General features: G+C 45.6%; 10 protein-coding genes. 7 read left to right on the top strand and 3 right to left on the bottom strand.

Annotated elements, in window-relative coordinates:
- Window position 1: 1 nt before the first annotated feature.
- The 4 genes from ACT6R0_RS12030 (at window position 2) to ACT6R0_RS12045 (ending at window position 5,786) form a co-directional block, all read left to right on the top strand.
- Entirely contained in the window at window positions 2-2,119 is a 2,118-nt protein-coding gene (locus ACT6R0_RS12030) for an ATP-binding protein (protein ID WP_444653653.1), read from the top strand.
- Between the two features lie 7 nt (window positions 2,120-2,126).
- Window positions 2,127-4,271, top strand: a complete 2,145-nt coding sequence (locus ACT6R0_RS12035; protein WP_444653655.1) for a sensor histidine kinase — start codon at window positions 2,127-2,129, stop codon at window positions 4,269-4,271.
- A 94-nt stretch (window positions 4,272-4,365) separates the two neighbouring features.
- Window positions 4,366-4,743: a response regulator gene (locus ACT6R0_RS12040; RefSeq protein WP_444653656.1), complete on the top strand. Its 378-nt coding sequence runs from the start codon at window positions 4,366-4,368 to the stop codon at window positions 4,741-4,743.
- Entirely contained in the window at window positions 4,743-5,786 is a 1,044-nt protein-coding gene (locus ACT6R0_RS12045) for an adenylate/guanylate cyclase domain-containing protein (protein WP_444653658.1), read from the top strand. Before ACT6R0_RS12040 ends, ACT6R0_RS12045 begins: the two co-directional genes overlap by 1 nt.
- Before the next feature lie 190 nt (window positions 5,787-5,976).
- Here ACT6R0_RS12045 and ACT6R0_RS12050 read toward each other — a convergent pair whose 3' ends face one another.
- Together ACT6R0_RS12050 and ACT6R0_RS12055 are read right to left on the bottom strand one after the other, a co-directional pair.
- Complete coding sequence (locus ACT6R0_RS12050) at window positions 5,977-6,846, bottom strand: YitT family protein (RefSeq protein ID WP_444653659.1); 870 nt, start codon at window positions 6,844-6,846, stop codon at window positions 5,977-5,979.
- Window positions 6,847-7,428 (bottom strand): HD domain-containing protein, encoded by a 582-nt coding sequence (locus tag ACT6R0_RS12055; RefSeq protein ID WP_444653661.1) that lies wholly within the window; start codon window positions 7,426-7,428, stop codon window positions 6,847-6,849.
- A gap of 145 nt (window positions 7,429-7,573) precedes the next feature.
- On the opposite strand from ACT6R0_RS12055, the gene ACT6R0_RS12060 reads away from it, so the two are divergent.
- Together ACT6R0_RS12060 and ACT6R0_RS12065 are read left to right on the top strand one after the other, a co-directional pair.
- Window positions 7,574-9,718: a glycoside hydrolase family 97 protein gene (locus ACT6R0_RS12060; RefSeq protein WP_444653662.1), complete on the top strand. Its 2,145-nt coding sequence runs from the start codon at window positions 7,574-7,576 to the stop codon at window positions 9,716-9,718.
- Window positions 9,719-9,983: 265 nt separating this feature from the next.
- A complete protein-coding gene (locus ACT6R0_RS12065; RefSeq protein WP_444653663.1) occupies window positions 9,984-10,589 on the top strand; it encodes a trimeric intracellular cation channel family protein in 606 nt (201 codons plus the stop codon).
- Here the strand turns inward: ACT6R0_RS12065 and ACT6R0_RS12070 are convergent.
- Window positions 10,586-13,504, bottom strand: coding sequence for a triple tyrosine motif-containing protein (locus ACT6R0_RS12070; protein WP_444653664.1), 2,919 nt, complete (start codon window positions 13,502-13,504; stop codon window positions 10,586-10,588). The two genes, ACT6R0_RS12065 and ACT6R0_RS12070, sit on opposite strands and share 4 nt — an antisense overlap.
- Window positions 13,505-14,093: 589 nt before the next feature.
- Here ACT6R0_RS12070 and ACT6R0_RS12075 point away from each other — a divergent pair.
- A complete protein-coding gene (locus tag ACT6R0_RS12075; RefSeq protein WP_444653666.1) occupies window positions 14,094-17,168 on the top strand; it encodes a SusC/RagA family TonB-linked outer membrane protein in 3,075 nt (1,024 codons plus the stop codon).

The raw sequence follows: 17,168 nt of genomic DNA on the forward strand, positions 1-17,168 counted from the left end.
AATGAAACAAATTTTACTGATCCTGTCACTGCTGTTCGGCCTCCCGCTTTTCGCGCAGGATGGCTGGCCGGAACCGTTCGCTGTAACTGACACCATACCGGTTTACATAGATATTCCCGATGAAAAATGGCAGCAGCTGAATACATGGGAAGAGGAAGTGTCATTTAAAAAAGTGCTTACCCCAAAATATTCGGGGTGGTTTAAGAATCCTGAGAGTATAAACAGTGACATGCGCACCGATTTTCATTCGTGGGCGAGGTATCGTATAAAAAATGCCGCATCATATCCTGTAACCATTACTTTTTCGGCAAGCAGGCGGCACGAGCACATCTATATAGCACAAAAGGGTAAATGGAAGCACATGCAAAACGGCGACATGGTACCGTGGAGCAAGCGAGATGGTTTAAAAAGCCTCGCGGAAATACCTTATACGCTGGCCCCTAATGAAGAGATAAATGTGTACCACGATTTTGGCGATGTTACTTTTTGGTCTAATCCTTCTCCCAGGCTGGGTAATTACCAAAAACTTATTGATCGCTATTATAAAGAAAGCCCCAATTTTACGAGTGACGATGTCATATCGTTCGGTTTTTTTGGCTTTATGATCTTTGCCGTGATCTTCAACCTTTTCTTTTACTATGTTACCCGCGAAAGGGTATATATGGTTTTTTCGCTAATGCTTACGGCATCAGCATTCCTGCTCGCCGAGAACGCGATATCGTACCTGGCGTTCAGCGAATGGCGAAATGGGTACCCGTTTTTTCTCACATTTATTATCTCCCTGTTCATCATTATGCTCCTGCATACGGTGCGCTTTTTTTTCAGGGTTCCGGTACATTTTCCAAAATGGGATAAGTTCCTGGTCTACTTTTCGGCCTACATTGGGCTTAGCGGTGCCCTTATATACCTGGGCCTTGTTAACAGATGGGTTATCTTCCTCATCGTAGTGATCGGCATTGCCGGCCTGGCATCCATTGTCTTTTTGGTAGCAGCCATAATAATGATCATTTCCTTCCTTCGTAAAAAAGATAAGCAGGCAAGGTTGTTCGTGATCGCTTCATTACCGTTCATTTTCAGCCCTATCATTGACCCGATCGTGAATTCGGTCATATCATATGACTGGGTAATAACCACTTGCGGCATGTGGACGATACTGGTACTGTCCTGGGGTATGTTCGCCCGTTTTAAGTCATTGCAGGATGCCAATGCCCGTGCCAAGCTGGAACGTGAGGAAGAACGCAACAGGCTCATAGCCCAGCAAAAAATGGAACTGGAACAATTGGTTGAAGAACGTACTGCCGAGCTGACCCACTCGCTGGCCGAATTGAAGCAGACACAGAACCAACTGATACAATCGGAAAAAATGGCATCGCTGGGTGAGCTTACCGCCGGCATTGCCCACGAGATACAAAACCCGCTGAACTTTGTGAACAACTTTAGCGAGGTGAGCATTGAGCTCTTGGACGAATTGAAGGAGGAACTTGCGAAAGGCGATACAGAAGAGGCCATTGCCATAGCTGGTGATGTGTCGCAAAACCTCGAAAAGATAAACCACCACGGCAGGCGTGCCGACTCTATCGTAAAGGGTATGCTCCAGCATAGCCGCGCATCGTCCGGGCAAAAGGAACCAACAGATATTAATGCATTGGCGGATGAATATTTACGCCTGGCATACCATGGGCTGAGGGCAAAGGACAAATCATTCAATGCGGAACTTATTACGCATTTTGCCCAAGATCTGCCGAAAGTAAATACAATTCCGCAGGATCTGGGAAGGGTGCTGCTCAACCTGTTCACCAATGCGTTCTATGCGACACAGCAAAAAAGTTTACAGCTGCAGTCTTCAGGCGACGTGTATAAGCCGGTACTGACCGTTACAACAATGCAAATAGGCAATGAAATAGAGATAAGGGTAAGGGACAACGGTACAGGCATACCCGAAGAGATACAGGACAAGATACTGCAGCCGTTCTTTACCACCAAGCCAACAGGCGAGGGTACGGGGCTTGGCTTATCGCTGAGCTATGACATTGTGGTAAAAGGCCACGGTGGCACTATTGACATTGAAAGTGAAGAAGGGGAAGGATCTGTGTTTATAATAATGCTGCCACTTAAATAGCATTACTATGAAGGGAATTTATTTTTTAACAGGGCTTTTTTTGGTAATATCATTTCAGGCAGCGGGCCAAAAAGGGATGCCACCTGTTTACGAACTGAAGTCAGATACAGGCCAAAAAGTAACCTTGGGGACGAATTATTTCCAGATACTGCCAAATACCTCACCCGACATTTCCCTCGATGACGTGCTGCATGAAAGTGCCGACGGACATTTTACGGCATTTAATGACTCGCTTCTGGATGAAGGGGTCAAACGCCTTGCCTGGTTCCGGTTCAGGATAAGGAATAGCACCGGTCGCGACCATATACTGTCATTTTCCGGCAACGAGAACCGCTCAGACTTTTATATAAAAGATGCATCGGGAAAATGGAAGAGGTCCGTTACCGGATATAGCATCCCATATGGCCAACGAAATGGTGTAAAGCGTTCCATGCAGGTTCTTTTTCCGATAAATGATGGGGATGAGATCGTTGTTTATAAAAGGATGGAATGGGGTAGTTATGTAGAGAACATTCATCCTTCGGTGACAATTTACGACCCCGTACAAGGCAGCCCCTCCGAAGAGGAGGAAGCTTATTTTGATACTGTGCTTAGCGCGGCCCTGTTTGGATTTATGGTGTTCGCGGCCCTGTTCAACTTCTTTTTTTATTACATCGTACGTGAGCGCGTCTACCTTTTTTATGCCATCACACTGGTCACGGCTGCTTTTTCTAATATTTTAGGGCCTTTCTCGCAATTGTTCTTTCGCCAACAGCCTCATTATGAACAAAGGATAGCATCAATACTGATATTTGTTATTATTATTTTAATACTGCTCACATTAAGGCTTTTCCTTAATACCAGGAAAACATTCCCCGTATGGGATAAATTCCTGTTGCTTTTTCCGGTGTTTATAGTGGTGATCTCAGTCGTGGTACTGAAGTTTGTTTCCGGCTCAAGATTCAATAATGCGATCAATTACGCAACATTCTTCCTGGTGGCGATCTACATTATTGGCATTATTGCCATGCTTGTGATCTACCTGAAACGCAGGGATACCAATGCACGGCTGCTTACGATTGCCCTTATACCCTTTTTTCTGGGTATATTGATCTCTATGGGCGACTCGTTCCAATGGGTTTCGGTAACAACGCTGATTTGGGCAGTTGGTGTCATTTCGTGGTCGCTTTTCGTACGGTTCAGGGCGCTGATGGAAGAGAACAGCCGCCAGGCATTAGAAAAAGAAAAACTGGCCCGCGAAAAAGAAGAAGAGCGCAATACACTGATCGCACAGCAAAACGAACTGCTCGAAAAGCAGGTAGCCGAACGCACAGCAGACCTAACACGGTCATTAGCCGAACTGAAGCAAACGCAGAACCAGCTCATACAATCGGAGAAAATGGCATCGTTGGGTGAGCTTACGGCCGGCATTGCCCACGAGATACAAAACCCGCTCAATTTTGTAAATAACTTCAGTGATGTAAGTGTGGAACTTTTGCAGGAATTAAAAGAAGAAGTTGATAAAGGCGACCTTGATGAGGTAAAGGCAATTGCCGATGATGTTACCCAAAATCTTGAAAAAATAGCACACCATGGCCGCCGCGCCGATGGTATCGTAAGGGGTATGCTCCAGCACAGCCGTGCGTCGTCAGGGCAAAAGGAACCAACGGATATTAATGCATTGGCAGATGAATATTTGCGACTGGCCTACCATGGACTGAGGGCAAAGGACAAATCTTTCAATGCGGAACTGATCACACATTTTGCCCAAGACCTGCCGAAAGTAGATGCAATTCCGCAGGATCTGGGAAGAGTGCTGCTCAACCTTTTCACCAATGCTTTTTATGCGACGCAGGAGAAAAAGAAAAGCCCCCCAATCCTCGAAGGGGGAGAAGCAGCGGAGTATAAGCCGGTGGTTACAGTAACTACAAAGCAGTCAGGAAATTCAATTGAAATAATTGTAAAAGACAACGGCATCGGTATTCCTGATGCTATTAAGGACAAGATACTGCAGCCGTTCTTTACCACCAAGCCAACGGGCGAGGGTACGGGGCTGGGCCTGTCGCTAAGTTATGACATTGTGGTAAAAGGCCATGGCGGCACCATCGATATTGAAAGTGCAGAAGGAGAAGGCGCGGAATTCATTATAACTTTACCAATGGGGAACTTATAATTTTATGTTAACACAAATGGTGCTAAAGAATTTTTATACTGCCGCAGAATTGCTACTTTAGCGAAATTGAGATAAAGCACTTAAATCCTAAGCTATGAAGATACTTGTAGTTGATGACGAGGCCGATGTACAGCCACTTTTCCAGCAGCGTTTTCGCAAAGAGATAAAGACGCACGAGCTTGATTTTGACTTTGCCCAATCGGGAGAAGAGGCACTGGCGTATCTGGAAGGGCATCATTCGGAAGTAGTATTGATACTGTCCGACATTAATATGCCGGGTATGAGCGGGCTGGAGCTGCTTAGCAAAATAAGGCACGATTACAGCGCACCGCCACCTGTAGTAATGATGATAACGGCATACGGCGACGAGGAGAACCATAAGCAGGCCATGGACAGGGGCGCCAATGACTTCCTGACCAAGCCCTTGGATTTTAACCTGCTGAAAGATAAACTTAAACACCTTGACATATAATGGCGAAGATACTGGTAGTGGATGATGAGGCGGATCTTGAGGTATTGGTAAAACAAAAATTCCGAAAGAAAATAAGGGAGAACATATACGAGTTCGTGTTTGCCCAAAATGGGCAGGAAGCATTGGAAAGGGTTAAGGAACATCCGGACCTTGATATTATTTTGAGTGATATCAACATGCCGGTAATGGACGGGCTTACATTACTTTCCCACTTGCCCGAGGCCAACCCTGCGGTCAAGGCAGTAGTGGTATCGGCATACGGCGACCTGCAAAACATACGTGCGGCCATGAACCGCGGGGCATTCGACTTTGTAGTAAAGCCTGTGGACTTTGAAGACCTTGAGCTAACAATGGAAAAGACCATAGAGCACGTGCGCCAGATCCAGCAAACCATTAAGGCCATAAAAGAGAACAATATCCTGAAAATGTATGTGGATGAGAATGTGCTCAACTTTATGAACAATAAGGAGTTTGAGAATACCCTCCTGAAAAATGAAACGCTCGTAGCTACGGTACTGTTCGTAGACGTTTGCGGATTCACAGCGCTTACCGAACAGATCCCTGCCAACGAAGTGGTAAAGCTTCTCAATGGCCTGTTCGATAAGATCGTGAAGGAAGTGATAGCACAGGGTGGCCACGTAGATAAATTTATGGGCGATGCCGTAATGGCAGTTTTCCGGGGCGATTTCCATCTGGACCGTGCCATGGATGCAGCGCTTGCCATTCGCCATGCGATAGGAGCCAGCGAAGAGATACAGGCAGGTGATAAAGCGTATAAGGCCGCCATATCAATTGGGGTAAATACCGGCGAAATGGTATCGGGCAACATTGGTTCCGAGTCACTAAAGAGGCTCGATTATACCGTGATAGGCGATGCGGTAAACCTTGCCCAGCGTTTACAGTCGACCGCAAGACCGGGGCAGATACTTATTACGGAGCACGTGTACAACCTGGCAAAGGAATCGTTCAACTGTGCGGCCGTTGGCGAATTTACCCTTAAGAATAAAGCCAATCCGGTCATGACATATGAGGTGATCGATTAAGGTTCAAAAGATAGATGAAGCCCGAAAATTTGTTTTTTCGGGCTTTTTTTATGAGTGTTGCATATTATTTTGAACGAAGCTTGCGGAGTGAAGGATCTCTATTATTGCTAATTTGAGATTCACCCGGCGTCCGGAATGACAAACGCCTGTATAATTTTAGGGTAATTGTTGAACTGTCATGGCTAAGAAATCAATGCCTCGCCTTCCTGCTTAAGATCCCACCCGCAGCTTCTTTAATGATATTGGTGAACACAAATGCCTTAGGGTCTATTTCATGTACCATGTTGTTGAGCCTTCGCAATTCCATGCGGGTTACTACAGTAAACACGATGTCGCAATCCTGGCTGATGTCGTAGCTTTCCTTCATAAAACCCCTTTCTCCTTTGTAGATCGTAATACCCCGGCCTAACCTCATCACCAAAGCCTCTTTTATTTTTTCGCTTTCACCGGAAATTATGGTCACACCGGTATATTCCTCAAGGCCCTCGACCACAAAGTTGATGGTCTTGGAAGCCGTATAATAGGTTAATATGGAATACAGTGCTGTAGGCATGCCAAGTTTTATCGCAGCCACAAGGAAAATGATGATGTTAATGCCCAGGATGATCTCACTCGTGGTAAAGCTCACGCGTTTTCCTGTGTAGAGCGCAAGGATCTCGACACCATCGAGCGCATAGCCGCCACGCATGGCCAGCCCGATGCCAATGCCCATGAATACCCCGCCGAATATCGATACCAACAGCTTATCCGAAGTCACCTGCGGATAATCTACAAAAAGGAGGCATAGCCCAAGGCCAACGATGGCCGTCATGGTACGGATGGCAAAGGGGCGGTTTACCTGGAAGGCAGCCATGATGACAAATGGCACATTGGCCGCTATGATCACGTAGGCAATGTTCCAGTGGTACAATTCGTGCAACAGCAGGGAAATACCCGTTATCCCGCCATCAAAGAATTTGTTGGGAACAAGGAAGCCTTTTAGCGCAAAGCCGCAAAAAAGGATCCCGGCCACGGCGTAAGCAATGTCGACAAGGTTGCTTTTAGAATAAAATGGTTTCATTTATGGTTGTATTTTAGCTCTGAGTTGGTTGAGGTTCTGTTGTTTTTTTTCGCTTCGCAATGTTATGTTGGTGGGCGTGAAAAAGTGGTGTCCTTCCAGGAATTCCACCTGTATGGCATCCCATTCATTCTCATTGGCTACCACGCCGTCGTGCAGCATTTCATAATATAGCTCTTTACCTGTTGTAAAAAAATCGTCACGGCCCAAATAGTCCAGGTCGGCATCGCAAATGATCTGTTCCGCAAGCGAATTGGGGTTTTGCGGAAGCTGCGTTGCCATAATGATGCGGCAGATCTCTTCAACATCTTCCGCAGGATAGCCGTAATGCGGAAGCACTTCGCGGGCAATTTCGCAGGAGCGGTCCTCGTGCTTAACCCTTTGGTACAGGTAGCCGGCATCATGGTATACGGCAGCAACAAGCAGCAATTCCAGCATCCGCCCGGTAAGGCCTTCCTGCTGGGCGATCACTTCGGCACGGCTGTATACGTCGAGTGTGTGCCCCAGCGTGTGGTATTTCAGGTGCCTGGGCAGGTCATCCCGCAGCTTGTCCAGCATATAAGCGCATTCAGGTCGCTGTTGCATCAGGTTTGGAATATTTTGCTAATATATAAAAATTAATTTTCAACAGAAACCATCACTACAACGTTGGAGTGGTGTTGTTTATATTTCCGCAAAGGCGTAAAAGCGAATGTAAAGCCTATATTTGTGTTTGAAATAAACAACGAACATGAAGAAACTTATTGCATTGGCCTGTTTCATGCTGGCCGTATTTGGTAATGTTGCCGCGCAGGAGCTCAGATCGCCCAACGGTGCATTTTCCATGAAATTTGTCCTGCAGGCGGGCGGTGTGCCTACCTACAGCCTTGTATATAGGGGTAAGGACGTGATCAAAACCAGTAAACTGGGCCTTGAGCTGAAGAACGATAAAAGGTCACTGCTCGACGATTTTACGGTAACGGAAACTAAAACCGCAACCTTCGACGAAACGTGGACCCCGGTATGGGGCGAGCAGAAAACAATACGCAACCACTACAACGAGCTTGCTGTAACCCTTACCCAAAAAGGTACGGACAGGTACATGATTGTTCGTTTTCGCCTTTTCGACGACGGGTTGGGTTTCCGCTATGAATTCCCGCAGCAAAAGAACCTGACTTATTTTGTAATAAAAGAAGAGCGTACGCAATTTGCTATGGCGGGCGACCATACCGCATTCTGGATCCCGGGTGACTACGATACGCAGGAGTATGATTATACGACATCAAAGTTATCAGAAATAAAAGGCCTTGCCGAGAAATCAAGGACGGCCAACCTTTCGCAGACGGGATTTGCCTCAACAGGGGTGCAGACGTCGCTGCAGATGAAGACTGATAACGGACTTTACATAAACCTGCACGAGGCGGCGCTCATCAACTATGCATGCATGCATCTTAACCTGGATGAGAAAAGCCTGGTATTCGAATCATGGCTTACGCCCGATGCCGTTGGTGACAAAGGCTATATGCAGGCACCGTGCACATCGCCATGGAGGACCATAATAGCCAGCGATGACGCGCGCGACATCCTTTCCTCGAAAATGACCTACAACCTGAATGACCCTTGCAAGATCGAAGATACCTCATGGATCAAGCCTGTAAAGTATGTGGGTGTATGGTGGGAGATGATCACCGGTAAAACATCATGGGCCTATACAGAGGAATATCCTTCGGTACAATTGGGCATCACTGATTATAGTAAAGCCAAACCAAGCGGCAAACACGGCGCCAATACGGCCAATGTGAAGAAGTATATCGACTTTGCAGCGGAGCATGGATTTGATGGTGTACTGGTAGAAGGCTGGAACCAGGGCTGGGAAGACTGGTTCGGCAACTCTAAAGACTATGTATTCGATTTTGTAACGCCTTACCCTGACTTTGATGTGAAAGGTATCCATGAGTACGCCAGATCAAAAGGCGTTAAGATGATCATGCACCATGAAACATCATCATCGGTACGTAATTATGAGCGCCATATGGATAAAGCTTACAGGTTTATGAAGGACAATGGTTACGATGCTGTAAAAAGCGGGTATGTTGGCGATATCCTTCCCCGTGGTGAAAATCATTATAGCCAATGGATCATCAACCATTACCAATACGCGATAGAAAAAGCAGCTGAATATAAAGTAATGGTGAACGCCCATGAGGCAGTGCGCCCTACGGGTATTGCCCGCACCTGGCCGAACCTTATTGGTAACGAGTCGGCGCGCGGAACGGAATACCAGGCTTTTGGCGGCTCTAAGCCCAACCACGTGACACTGGTCCCTTTCATGCGCCTGCTTGGCGGCCCGATGGATTATACGCCTGGTATCTTCGAAATGGACATCAACAAGCTGAACCCGAATAACAATTCGCATGTGAACAGCACAATTGCTAACCAATTAGCATTGTATGTGACCATGTACAGTCCGTTGCAGATGGCGGCCGATGTGCCCGAGCATTACAATAAGTTCCTGGATGCGTTCCAGTTCATCAAGGATGTGGCTATCGACTGGGATGAAAGCAAATACCTTGAGGCAGAGCCCGGGCAGTACATTACCGTAGCACGGAAAACCAAAGGCAAGAGCAGCTGGTTCGTGGGGAACGTGAATGGTGAAACCCCACGCACTGCCAATGTGAACTTCGACTTCCTTGACAAAGGCAAAACCTACATTGCGACCATTTATGCCGATGCTAAAGATGCACATTATAAAACTAATCCGCAGGCTTATACCATCCGCAAAGGGGTGGTGACAAGCAAGTCGAAACTGGCACAGCTGAGCGCGCCGGGTGGTGGTTTTGCGATAAGCATAACCGAAGCGACAAAAGACCAGGCAAAAGGGCTTAAGAAGCTATAGCCTTATTGTAAGATATCGATAAAGCCCCGCAGCCGCGGGGCTTTATTTTTGGCCTCATCCCAACCCTGTCCAAAGTATAAGGGCGCTACATTCATGCCGGGTTTGCCCGTATCACGTACGGGATGATTTACTGCAAGGTCTTGAGACATTATAGGTGTAATTTAACCCGATCTATAATGAGTAGAGGAACGACAAAACAATCTAACATTTTTACATAATTATGTTGCTCAAACATTTTGTAGGTTTGCCTGATTAATACTATGAAATGTTTTACGCACTTGACATCATTGGTACACTCGCCTTCGCTATCTCAGGGGCACTGACGGCCATTAATAAAAAGCTCGACCTCTTCGGGGTGCTTACCATTGCTTTTGTTACTGCAGTGGGAGGTGGCACCTTACGCGACCTTCTCATCGGAAGTACTCCGGTGGCGTGGATGCTCAGCCTTAACCATGTTTATGTGATCCTATTCGGCTTTTTGGTGTCGGCTCTTTTCTGGAGGCGCCTGGAGGGTCTGCGTGTATCGCTATTATTATTTGATACCATCGGACTGGGTGTGTTCACCATGATCGGAATTGAAAAAGGGCTGTTAGCAGGACTGCATCCCGTAATATGCATAGCATTGGGTACCATGACAGCCTGCTTTGGCGGTGTTATCCGTGATATATTGTGTAATGAGATACCGGTCCTTTTCCGTAAGGAGACCTTTTATGCGACCGTGTGCATCCTTGGCGGCATCGTATTCTTTGCCCTGCGACGTACCGGCCTGAATACCGATATCATTTATGCAGTGTCTTCGGCGATCATCATTATCATCAGGCTAATGGCTGTAAAGTTCAAATGGTACCTCCCGGTGCTTAAAAAGTTTTAAATACTCATCAGGAAGCCGGTAAGATTGTCCTTGCGGGTAAGCTCGAGCTTTTTACGTAACCTGTAGCGTGCGAGTTCCACACCACCGTCGGATATATTCATGATCTCGGCGATCTCTTTGGTCGACATGTTCATGAGCAGGTAGGTGGCAAGGTCCATCTCGCGTGGCGTGATCGCCGGGTATTTTTCCTTCAGCCTCTTCAGGAAGTCGAAATGCACGTTGCGAATGTGCTTTTCAAGGTTGTTCCAGCTTTTATCACTGCTTATCTCTTTAGCGATGGTCTTGTGCAGCTTGCCGAAACGCGCCTTCGAGCTTTCATCCATAGTCTCAGGGTCGATGTCCTTTAATTTATGTATGATGTCATTGAGCACCTTGTTCTTTTTAACTACCTGTAGCGAGTTGTTTACGAGTTCCTTGTCTTTAGTGAGGATTTTTACTCGAAGCTGTTCATTTTTAAGCCTTTCGATCTCTTTTTCGAGTTCGTACTGCTCTTCTTTTATGCGTGTTTCTTTTTCCAGGTACAGCCTGCGCTGCTCCATGGTCTCATAATATTTGTTCTTGCGGATCTTGACCCTCATGTTCCTCCTGATGTAAAAGAAACCGAAAGCAATGATGAGCACATAAGCTGCATACGCAAGTGGATGCCTGTAAAATGGAGGCGAGACCATAAAGCCGAGTGAAACGGGATCCGACTCTACGCCATAGCTGTTGATAACTTTTACCAGCATTTTATAGTCGCCTTCGCGCAGGTTGGTATATTCTTTTACCGGAACGGTGGTCCAGCCGCTCCATTTTTCGTCAAAGCCTTTCAGCTTGTAAGCGAATTTTATGTTCTCCGGGTTATCATAAGTGGGGGAGGAGAATGTGAACTTAACATTGTTTGAGTTATAGGGGATGGACATTTCGACGATTCGGTCCATATTGCCCGTGGTAAGGGTGTCGCCGGGAAAGGTGAAGCTCCTTATGAAGGCTTTTGGCTTGGTGGTGCTTATGTATTGCAGCTGTGGGTCGTAATGCGCGAGCCCTTCGGTAAGCCCGATGAAAATATTGGAGTTGTCAATGGCATTGATCGATTCGAAGTAAAATACCAGATCGCCTGTAAGGGTCGCAAATGGGGACTGTACGTTCTTATAGCCGCCATCCGGTTGCTTTATGAGCATGCCCATAGAGGAGTCGCCATAGAAATAACAGATGTTGCCTATTTTATCCTCGAAGCAATTGCGGATCTTCGGCAGGCTTTTAAAGAGTTCCGTCATCCTTTTATCCTCTACGAAAGTATCGCCGGTCTGCGAATATTTAAAGAAACGGTTGTTGGTCTGGAAATATACGGTGTTGTTGATCTGCTGTACGCTGGTAATGCCTTTCAGCTCCTTACCCAGATGGTCGTGTGTCACGATCACGCTGAAGCGCTTGAGGTCGCTGGCAAGCTTCATCTGATAGGCCACGCCATCGCGTATGAGCCAGATGTTCTTACCATCAGTAGTGAACTTGGCATCCGACATATTGATGCCCTCGATCTGATTCCTGAACCTCCAGCCTGCAGGTGTTTTTTCAAAAATGGCAAAACCGTGGTAATTGGCCCCTATGAGGTATCCCGGCATGCCAGGCATTTTTTTAAGGCCCAGGTAGCCCCGCTCATCAATAAATTTTCCGGCCTGCCCATTGCTTATGGTAAAAATACCACGGTTATGCAGGCAGAACAGCTCACCGTCTATCTCCTGCAGGTTCCATGCCTGGCCGGTAGTGCCGGGTACGAACCGAAAGGACTCTTCCTTGAACACCTTGGTCCAGTCATGGTAAAAAACCCCTTGGTTGGTAGCTACATATAAATTGTTTTGGAAGAGTGTTGATGAATATACGGTACTCAGGTCGTAGCTTGATCCCAGAAAGGTAAATGGAGAATTTTGGTTGATGAATGCGATGCCGTTATCCAGTCCGAGCCAAAGGTTATTGCTGGCATCTACGAATGATGACAGGGCGGTGTTGTTTTGCAGGCCTTTTTTGTTGTTGATTTGCTGAACGATCTTGCCGTCCATGTCGCAGATGATCACACCGTCCAATACTGAGTTTATAACGATGAATTTGTCATCAAGGAGCTTTCCGCCAAGCGAGTTGTTCTTTAGTGCAAAAGCGTTGGCTTCACTGGCCCAGGGTTTTACGGTGTTATTCCCATATACAAAAATACCTCTGTCCATCGTTATGACCAGCAGCCTGTCATCTGCAAGCCGTAGCATGCCCCATATTTCTGTATTGTTGAACACTTGGGTGCCTGGCAGTGCGACCAGATCCCCATTGCGGTATTCCATAAGGCCCGATGTGATGTCCTGAAAATATAATTTATCGCCTACCACAAAAGAGAACTGGAAACGGTTTGGTGCCTCGAGTATAGTAAGTTTTTCATTCTTATAAATATAGGCCCGGTTAAAGGTCTGGAAAAATACGGCATCCTTATATATGTGTATGCGCCATACAAAATCCATGAATTTTTTGGTATTGTTGCTCAGTTTCCGCGAAATGGAATGGTAGGTAAGCTTTCCCTTGGCATCTGTGTCGTAATACCCGAATTCATTATTGCCTCCTACATATATCCTTCCGGATCCGTCGATCTTCATCGAACGTATGGTGTTGTTGGGAATGGGTGTGCGGCTCCAGGATGTTCCGTTGAACTGAAGCAGCCCGGCGGTATTGGCGAAATAAAGGTTGCCTTTTTTATCCTGGGCTATGTCCCAGTTCTGTGCACCGCCACTGTAATCGGATTTTTTATAGTTGATGATCTTTGGCAGCCCGATGTGCTTTACCTGAGCAGTGCCCAAGCAAAATGAGGAAAGGAATGTGACCAGCAAAAATTTATGGATGTAACTCTTGGCAGTTAATACAAGTGAAAAGGATCTGGCTATGATTTTATTAAAAGGCATCGACCGTGCATAATTTTTATAAAAGTAATACTTATTTATTTATATCAAAATCTTACTATTTATAAGCTTAGCACATCTACTATTACGATGTAATTCGATTTTGCATGACTAAATTGCTGTTTGAAATAAATAAAATTCTTACAAAAATATCATTTTATATAATATTTTACATCCATAATATGCGTTTGAAACGTATATATTTCAGAATTATTGCATGTGTCAATATTATTAAAATGATAATTTTTCACCTATACAACAATACATTTTTAGCATTAATTTGTTAAATGTTGAATTATTACTGGCTAACTACCACGATGTAGCTTAAATGATAGTTTGTAGGGTTTTTTTTAGATATGTTAACAATACGCCAACATAATTTATTCAAATTATATATTTGATAATCAAAATTTTAAAAAATATATGATGTGTTTTAATATAGTTTTATTTTTCTTTTGATGGGTTTTTGTAAAGAAAATTGGTTGCTAAAACAATATTTTTTTCATTAATATTGCGTGTAATCAACAATTAACCCACCCAAATTTTAACGAGTATGAAATTATTAAAATTACGATTTTTTTATTTTATCTGTTTGTTGTGCACCCTCAGCGCGTGGGCGCAGGACACAACTGTTTCCGGTAAGGTGACAGATGAGAACGGAATGCCCGTACCCGGAGCATCCGTTTATGAAAAAGGTAACCAGACGTCAGGCACCATGTCGGACATTGATGGTAATTACCAAATTAAGGTAGGGCCAAGTGCTACGCTGGTGATCAGCTACATTGGCTATACATTACAGGAGATCCCTGTGAATGGGCAAAGCACCATTAACGTATCCATGTCCCCGGGCTCAGAAGAGCTTGAGGAAGTTGTTGTTGTAGGTTATGGTACCCAAAAGAAAAGCGTTGTAACAGGAGCCATATCCTCGGTTAAGGCAGAGCAGCTTGAAAACCTGCCACTTACCAGGATAGAACAATCGCTACAAGGACGTACGTCAGGTGTAACCATTTTTGCCAATTCAGGGCAACCGGGTTCAGCAGCTACAGTACGTGTAAGGGGTGTTGCGTCTTTTAGGGAGGGAGCTAATAATCCACTTTGGGTTGTAGATGGTATCATCATGGACAATGGCGGTATCGGTTATATTAACCAGGCTGACATTGAGTCGATCGAAGTGCTTAAAGATGCTGCTTCTTCCGCCATTTATGGTACAAGGGCTGCGGCGGGTGTTATCCTTATCACGACCAAAAAAGGTAAGGCAGGCAAACTTTCGGTTAATTACAATGGATTTACGGGTTTTTCAGGTCCTGCAAGGAAACTGGACCTTCTAAATGCAAGGCAGTATGCTGCTTTAAGGAATGAGCAGTATATAAATGGATTCACGGGAAGCACTCCTGTGCTGCCTTATCCAAATGCTTCTGAACTTGGCAGGGGAACTGACTGGCAGGATGTAGTATTCAATGACCATGCGGCACGTTCACAGCACGAGCTTAGCGTTAGCGGCGGTAACGACAAGTCAACATTCTATATGTCTTTCGGACTTACTGACCAGGAAGGTATCGTGACAAGTGATATTTCACAATATATCCGTAAAAACCTCAGGCTAAATTCTGATCATAAAGTGAATAGCTGGCTAAAAGTTGGGCAGACATTTGCATATGCTAAAGTTAAGGCCCTTCCGGTAGGTAATACAAATGGTGAATTTGGCGGTCCGCTTGCTTCGGCGATCAATCTTGACCCGACTACACCAGCGATCGTAACCGACCCGTTGACGAGGCCAAACACATCAGACTATCTTCAGCCAAATGCATTAAAGGATGCGAACGGCAACTACTACGGTATCTCAAATTCTGTTCAGCAGGAAATGACCAACCCATTAGCTTATATCGCTACACGCCAGGGCAACTACGATTGGTCAGACGACTTTGTAGGTAATGCTTATGTGGAGATCGCCCCGATCGAAGGCCTTAAAGTTAGGTCTACAATAGGTGGTAAAATGGCATATTGGGGTTCAGAGAACTTTACCCCGCAGTCCTACCTTGGCCCTAACAGCAACACTTCAAGGAACAACCTGTTCAGGAGCACTAACAAAAATTTCAGCTGGATCATAACCAATACAGCGGCGTATACAAAACTTATTGCCGATCATAACTTTACTGTTCTTTTGGGACAGGAAGCTACAGTAAATAATATTGGAAGTGGTACCACAACTACTTATTATAACCAGCCAACGAATGACTGGAGGGATGCTTCTTTCCAATGGCCAACCGTGCCGGATGATATTCAGGGTTCTGCTTATACTAACCAGGAGAATACACTTTCGTCATTGTTCGCGAGGTTAAATTATGATTATAAGGAAAAGTATATTGTTACAGGTATAGTTCGTCGTGACGGTTCATCAAAATTCGGTGCCAACAAGCAATATGGAACTTTTCCATCAGTTTCATTAGGTTGGGTTCCTACCAAAGAAGATTTTTGGAAAACCAATGACATCGTTAACAACCTTAAGATCCGAGGCGGATGGGGTGTTACCGGTAACGATAATATCGAACCAAACGCATTTCTTTCGCTTATAACAGGTGGTCAAAATTACACTATCGGTAATGGTGGTGCCGTAGCGATAGGTAACTCACAGCTAAGGCCTTCAAACCCTGACCTCGCATGGGAAGAAACAATACAAACCAACGTAGGTTTCGATGCTGTACTGGCTAAGGATTTTACCCTTACAGTTGAATGGTATAAAAAGAAAACTACAGGTATCCTTCAGGGTATCAGACTTCCGGGTTATGTGGGCGCTTCAGGCGAACCTCAGGGTAACGTAGGTGAAATGAAGAATACCGGATGGGAATTTGAGCTGGGTTACCGCAAAAAAGTTGGCGACCTTAACATCTCTGTAAACGGTAACCTTTCTACACTTAAAAATGAAGTGACGAGCGTAGGCCAGGATCGCGATTTCAACTCTGGGCCAGGCATACAATCATCAGCTTACCCGCTTACCCGTAGTGAAGTTGGAGGATCTTACAACTCGTTCTATGGATTTGTAACTGATGGTATCTTCCAAAACCAGGCTGAGATCGACGCGGCCGCTGTTCCTGCAGACATTACTGTTATGCCGGGTGACTTCCGCTACAAGGACCTTAACGGCGACGGTGTGATCACAGAAGAAGACAGGACATATCTTGGAAGCCCGCTTCCGGACATTACGTACGGCTTAACGATCAATCTTGAATACAAAGGCTTCGACCTTATGATGTTTGGCCAGGGTGTTGCCGGAAACCAGATCTATCAGGGTGTCCGCAGGCTAGATATGATCAATGCCAACTGGCAGACCAACGCGCTGAACCGTTGGACAGGAGAAGGAACTTCGAACAGCTACCCAAGGCTTTCTACAGCTGATACTAATGGTAACTTCTCAAGGCCTTCTACCTTCCACCTTCAGGATGGTGATTACTTCAGGATCAAAGTGATCCAGCTTGGCTACTCGCTTCCTGAAAGCATCATAGGTAAAACACTTGCGAAAGCGAGGCTGTATGTTACCGCAGAAAACTTGTTTACCTTTACTAAATATACCGGATTTGACCCTGAAATAGGGGGTGATGTTATGGGAATTGACCGCGGCTATTATCCACAGGCGAGGTCATTGATGATCGGATGTAATCTACAACTTTAA

Origin of the sequence: Flavobacterium sp., from assembly GCF_052437795.1 — a bacterium.
Classification (GTDB): domain Bacteria; phylum Bacteroidota; class Bacteroidia; order Flavobacteriales; family Flavobacteriaceae; genus Flavobacterium.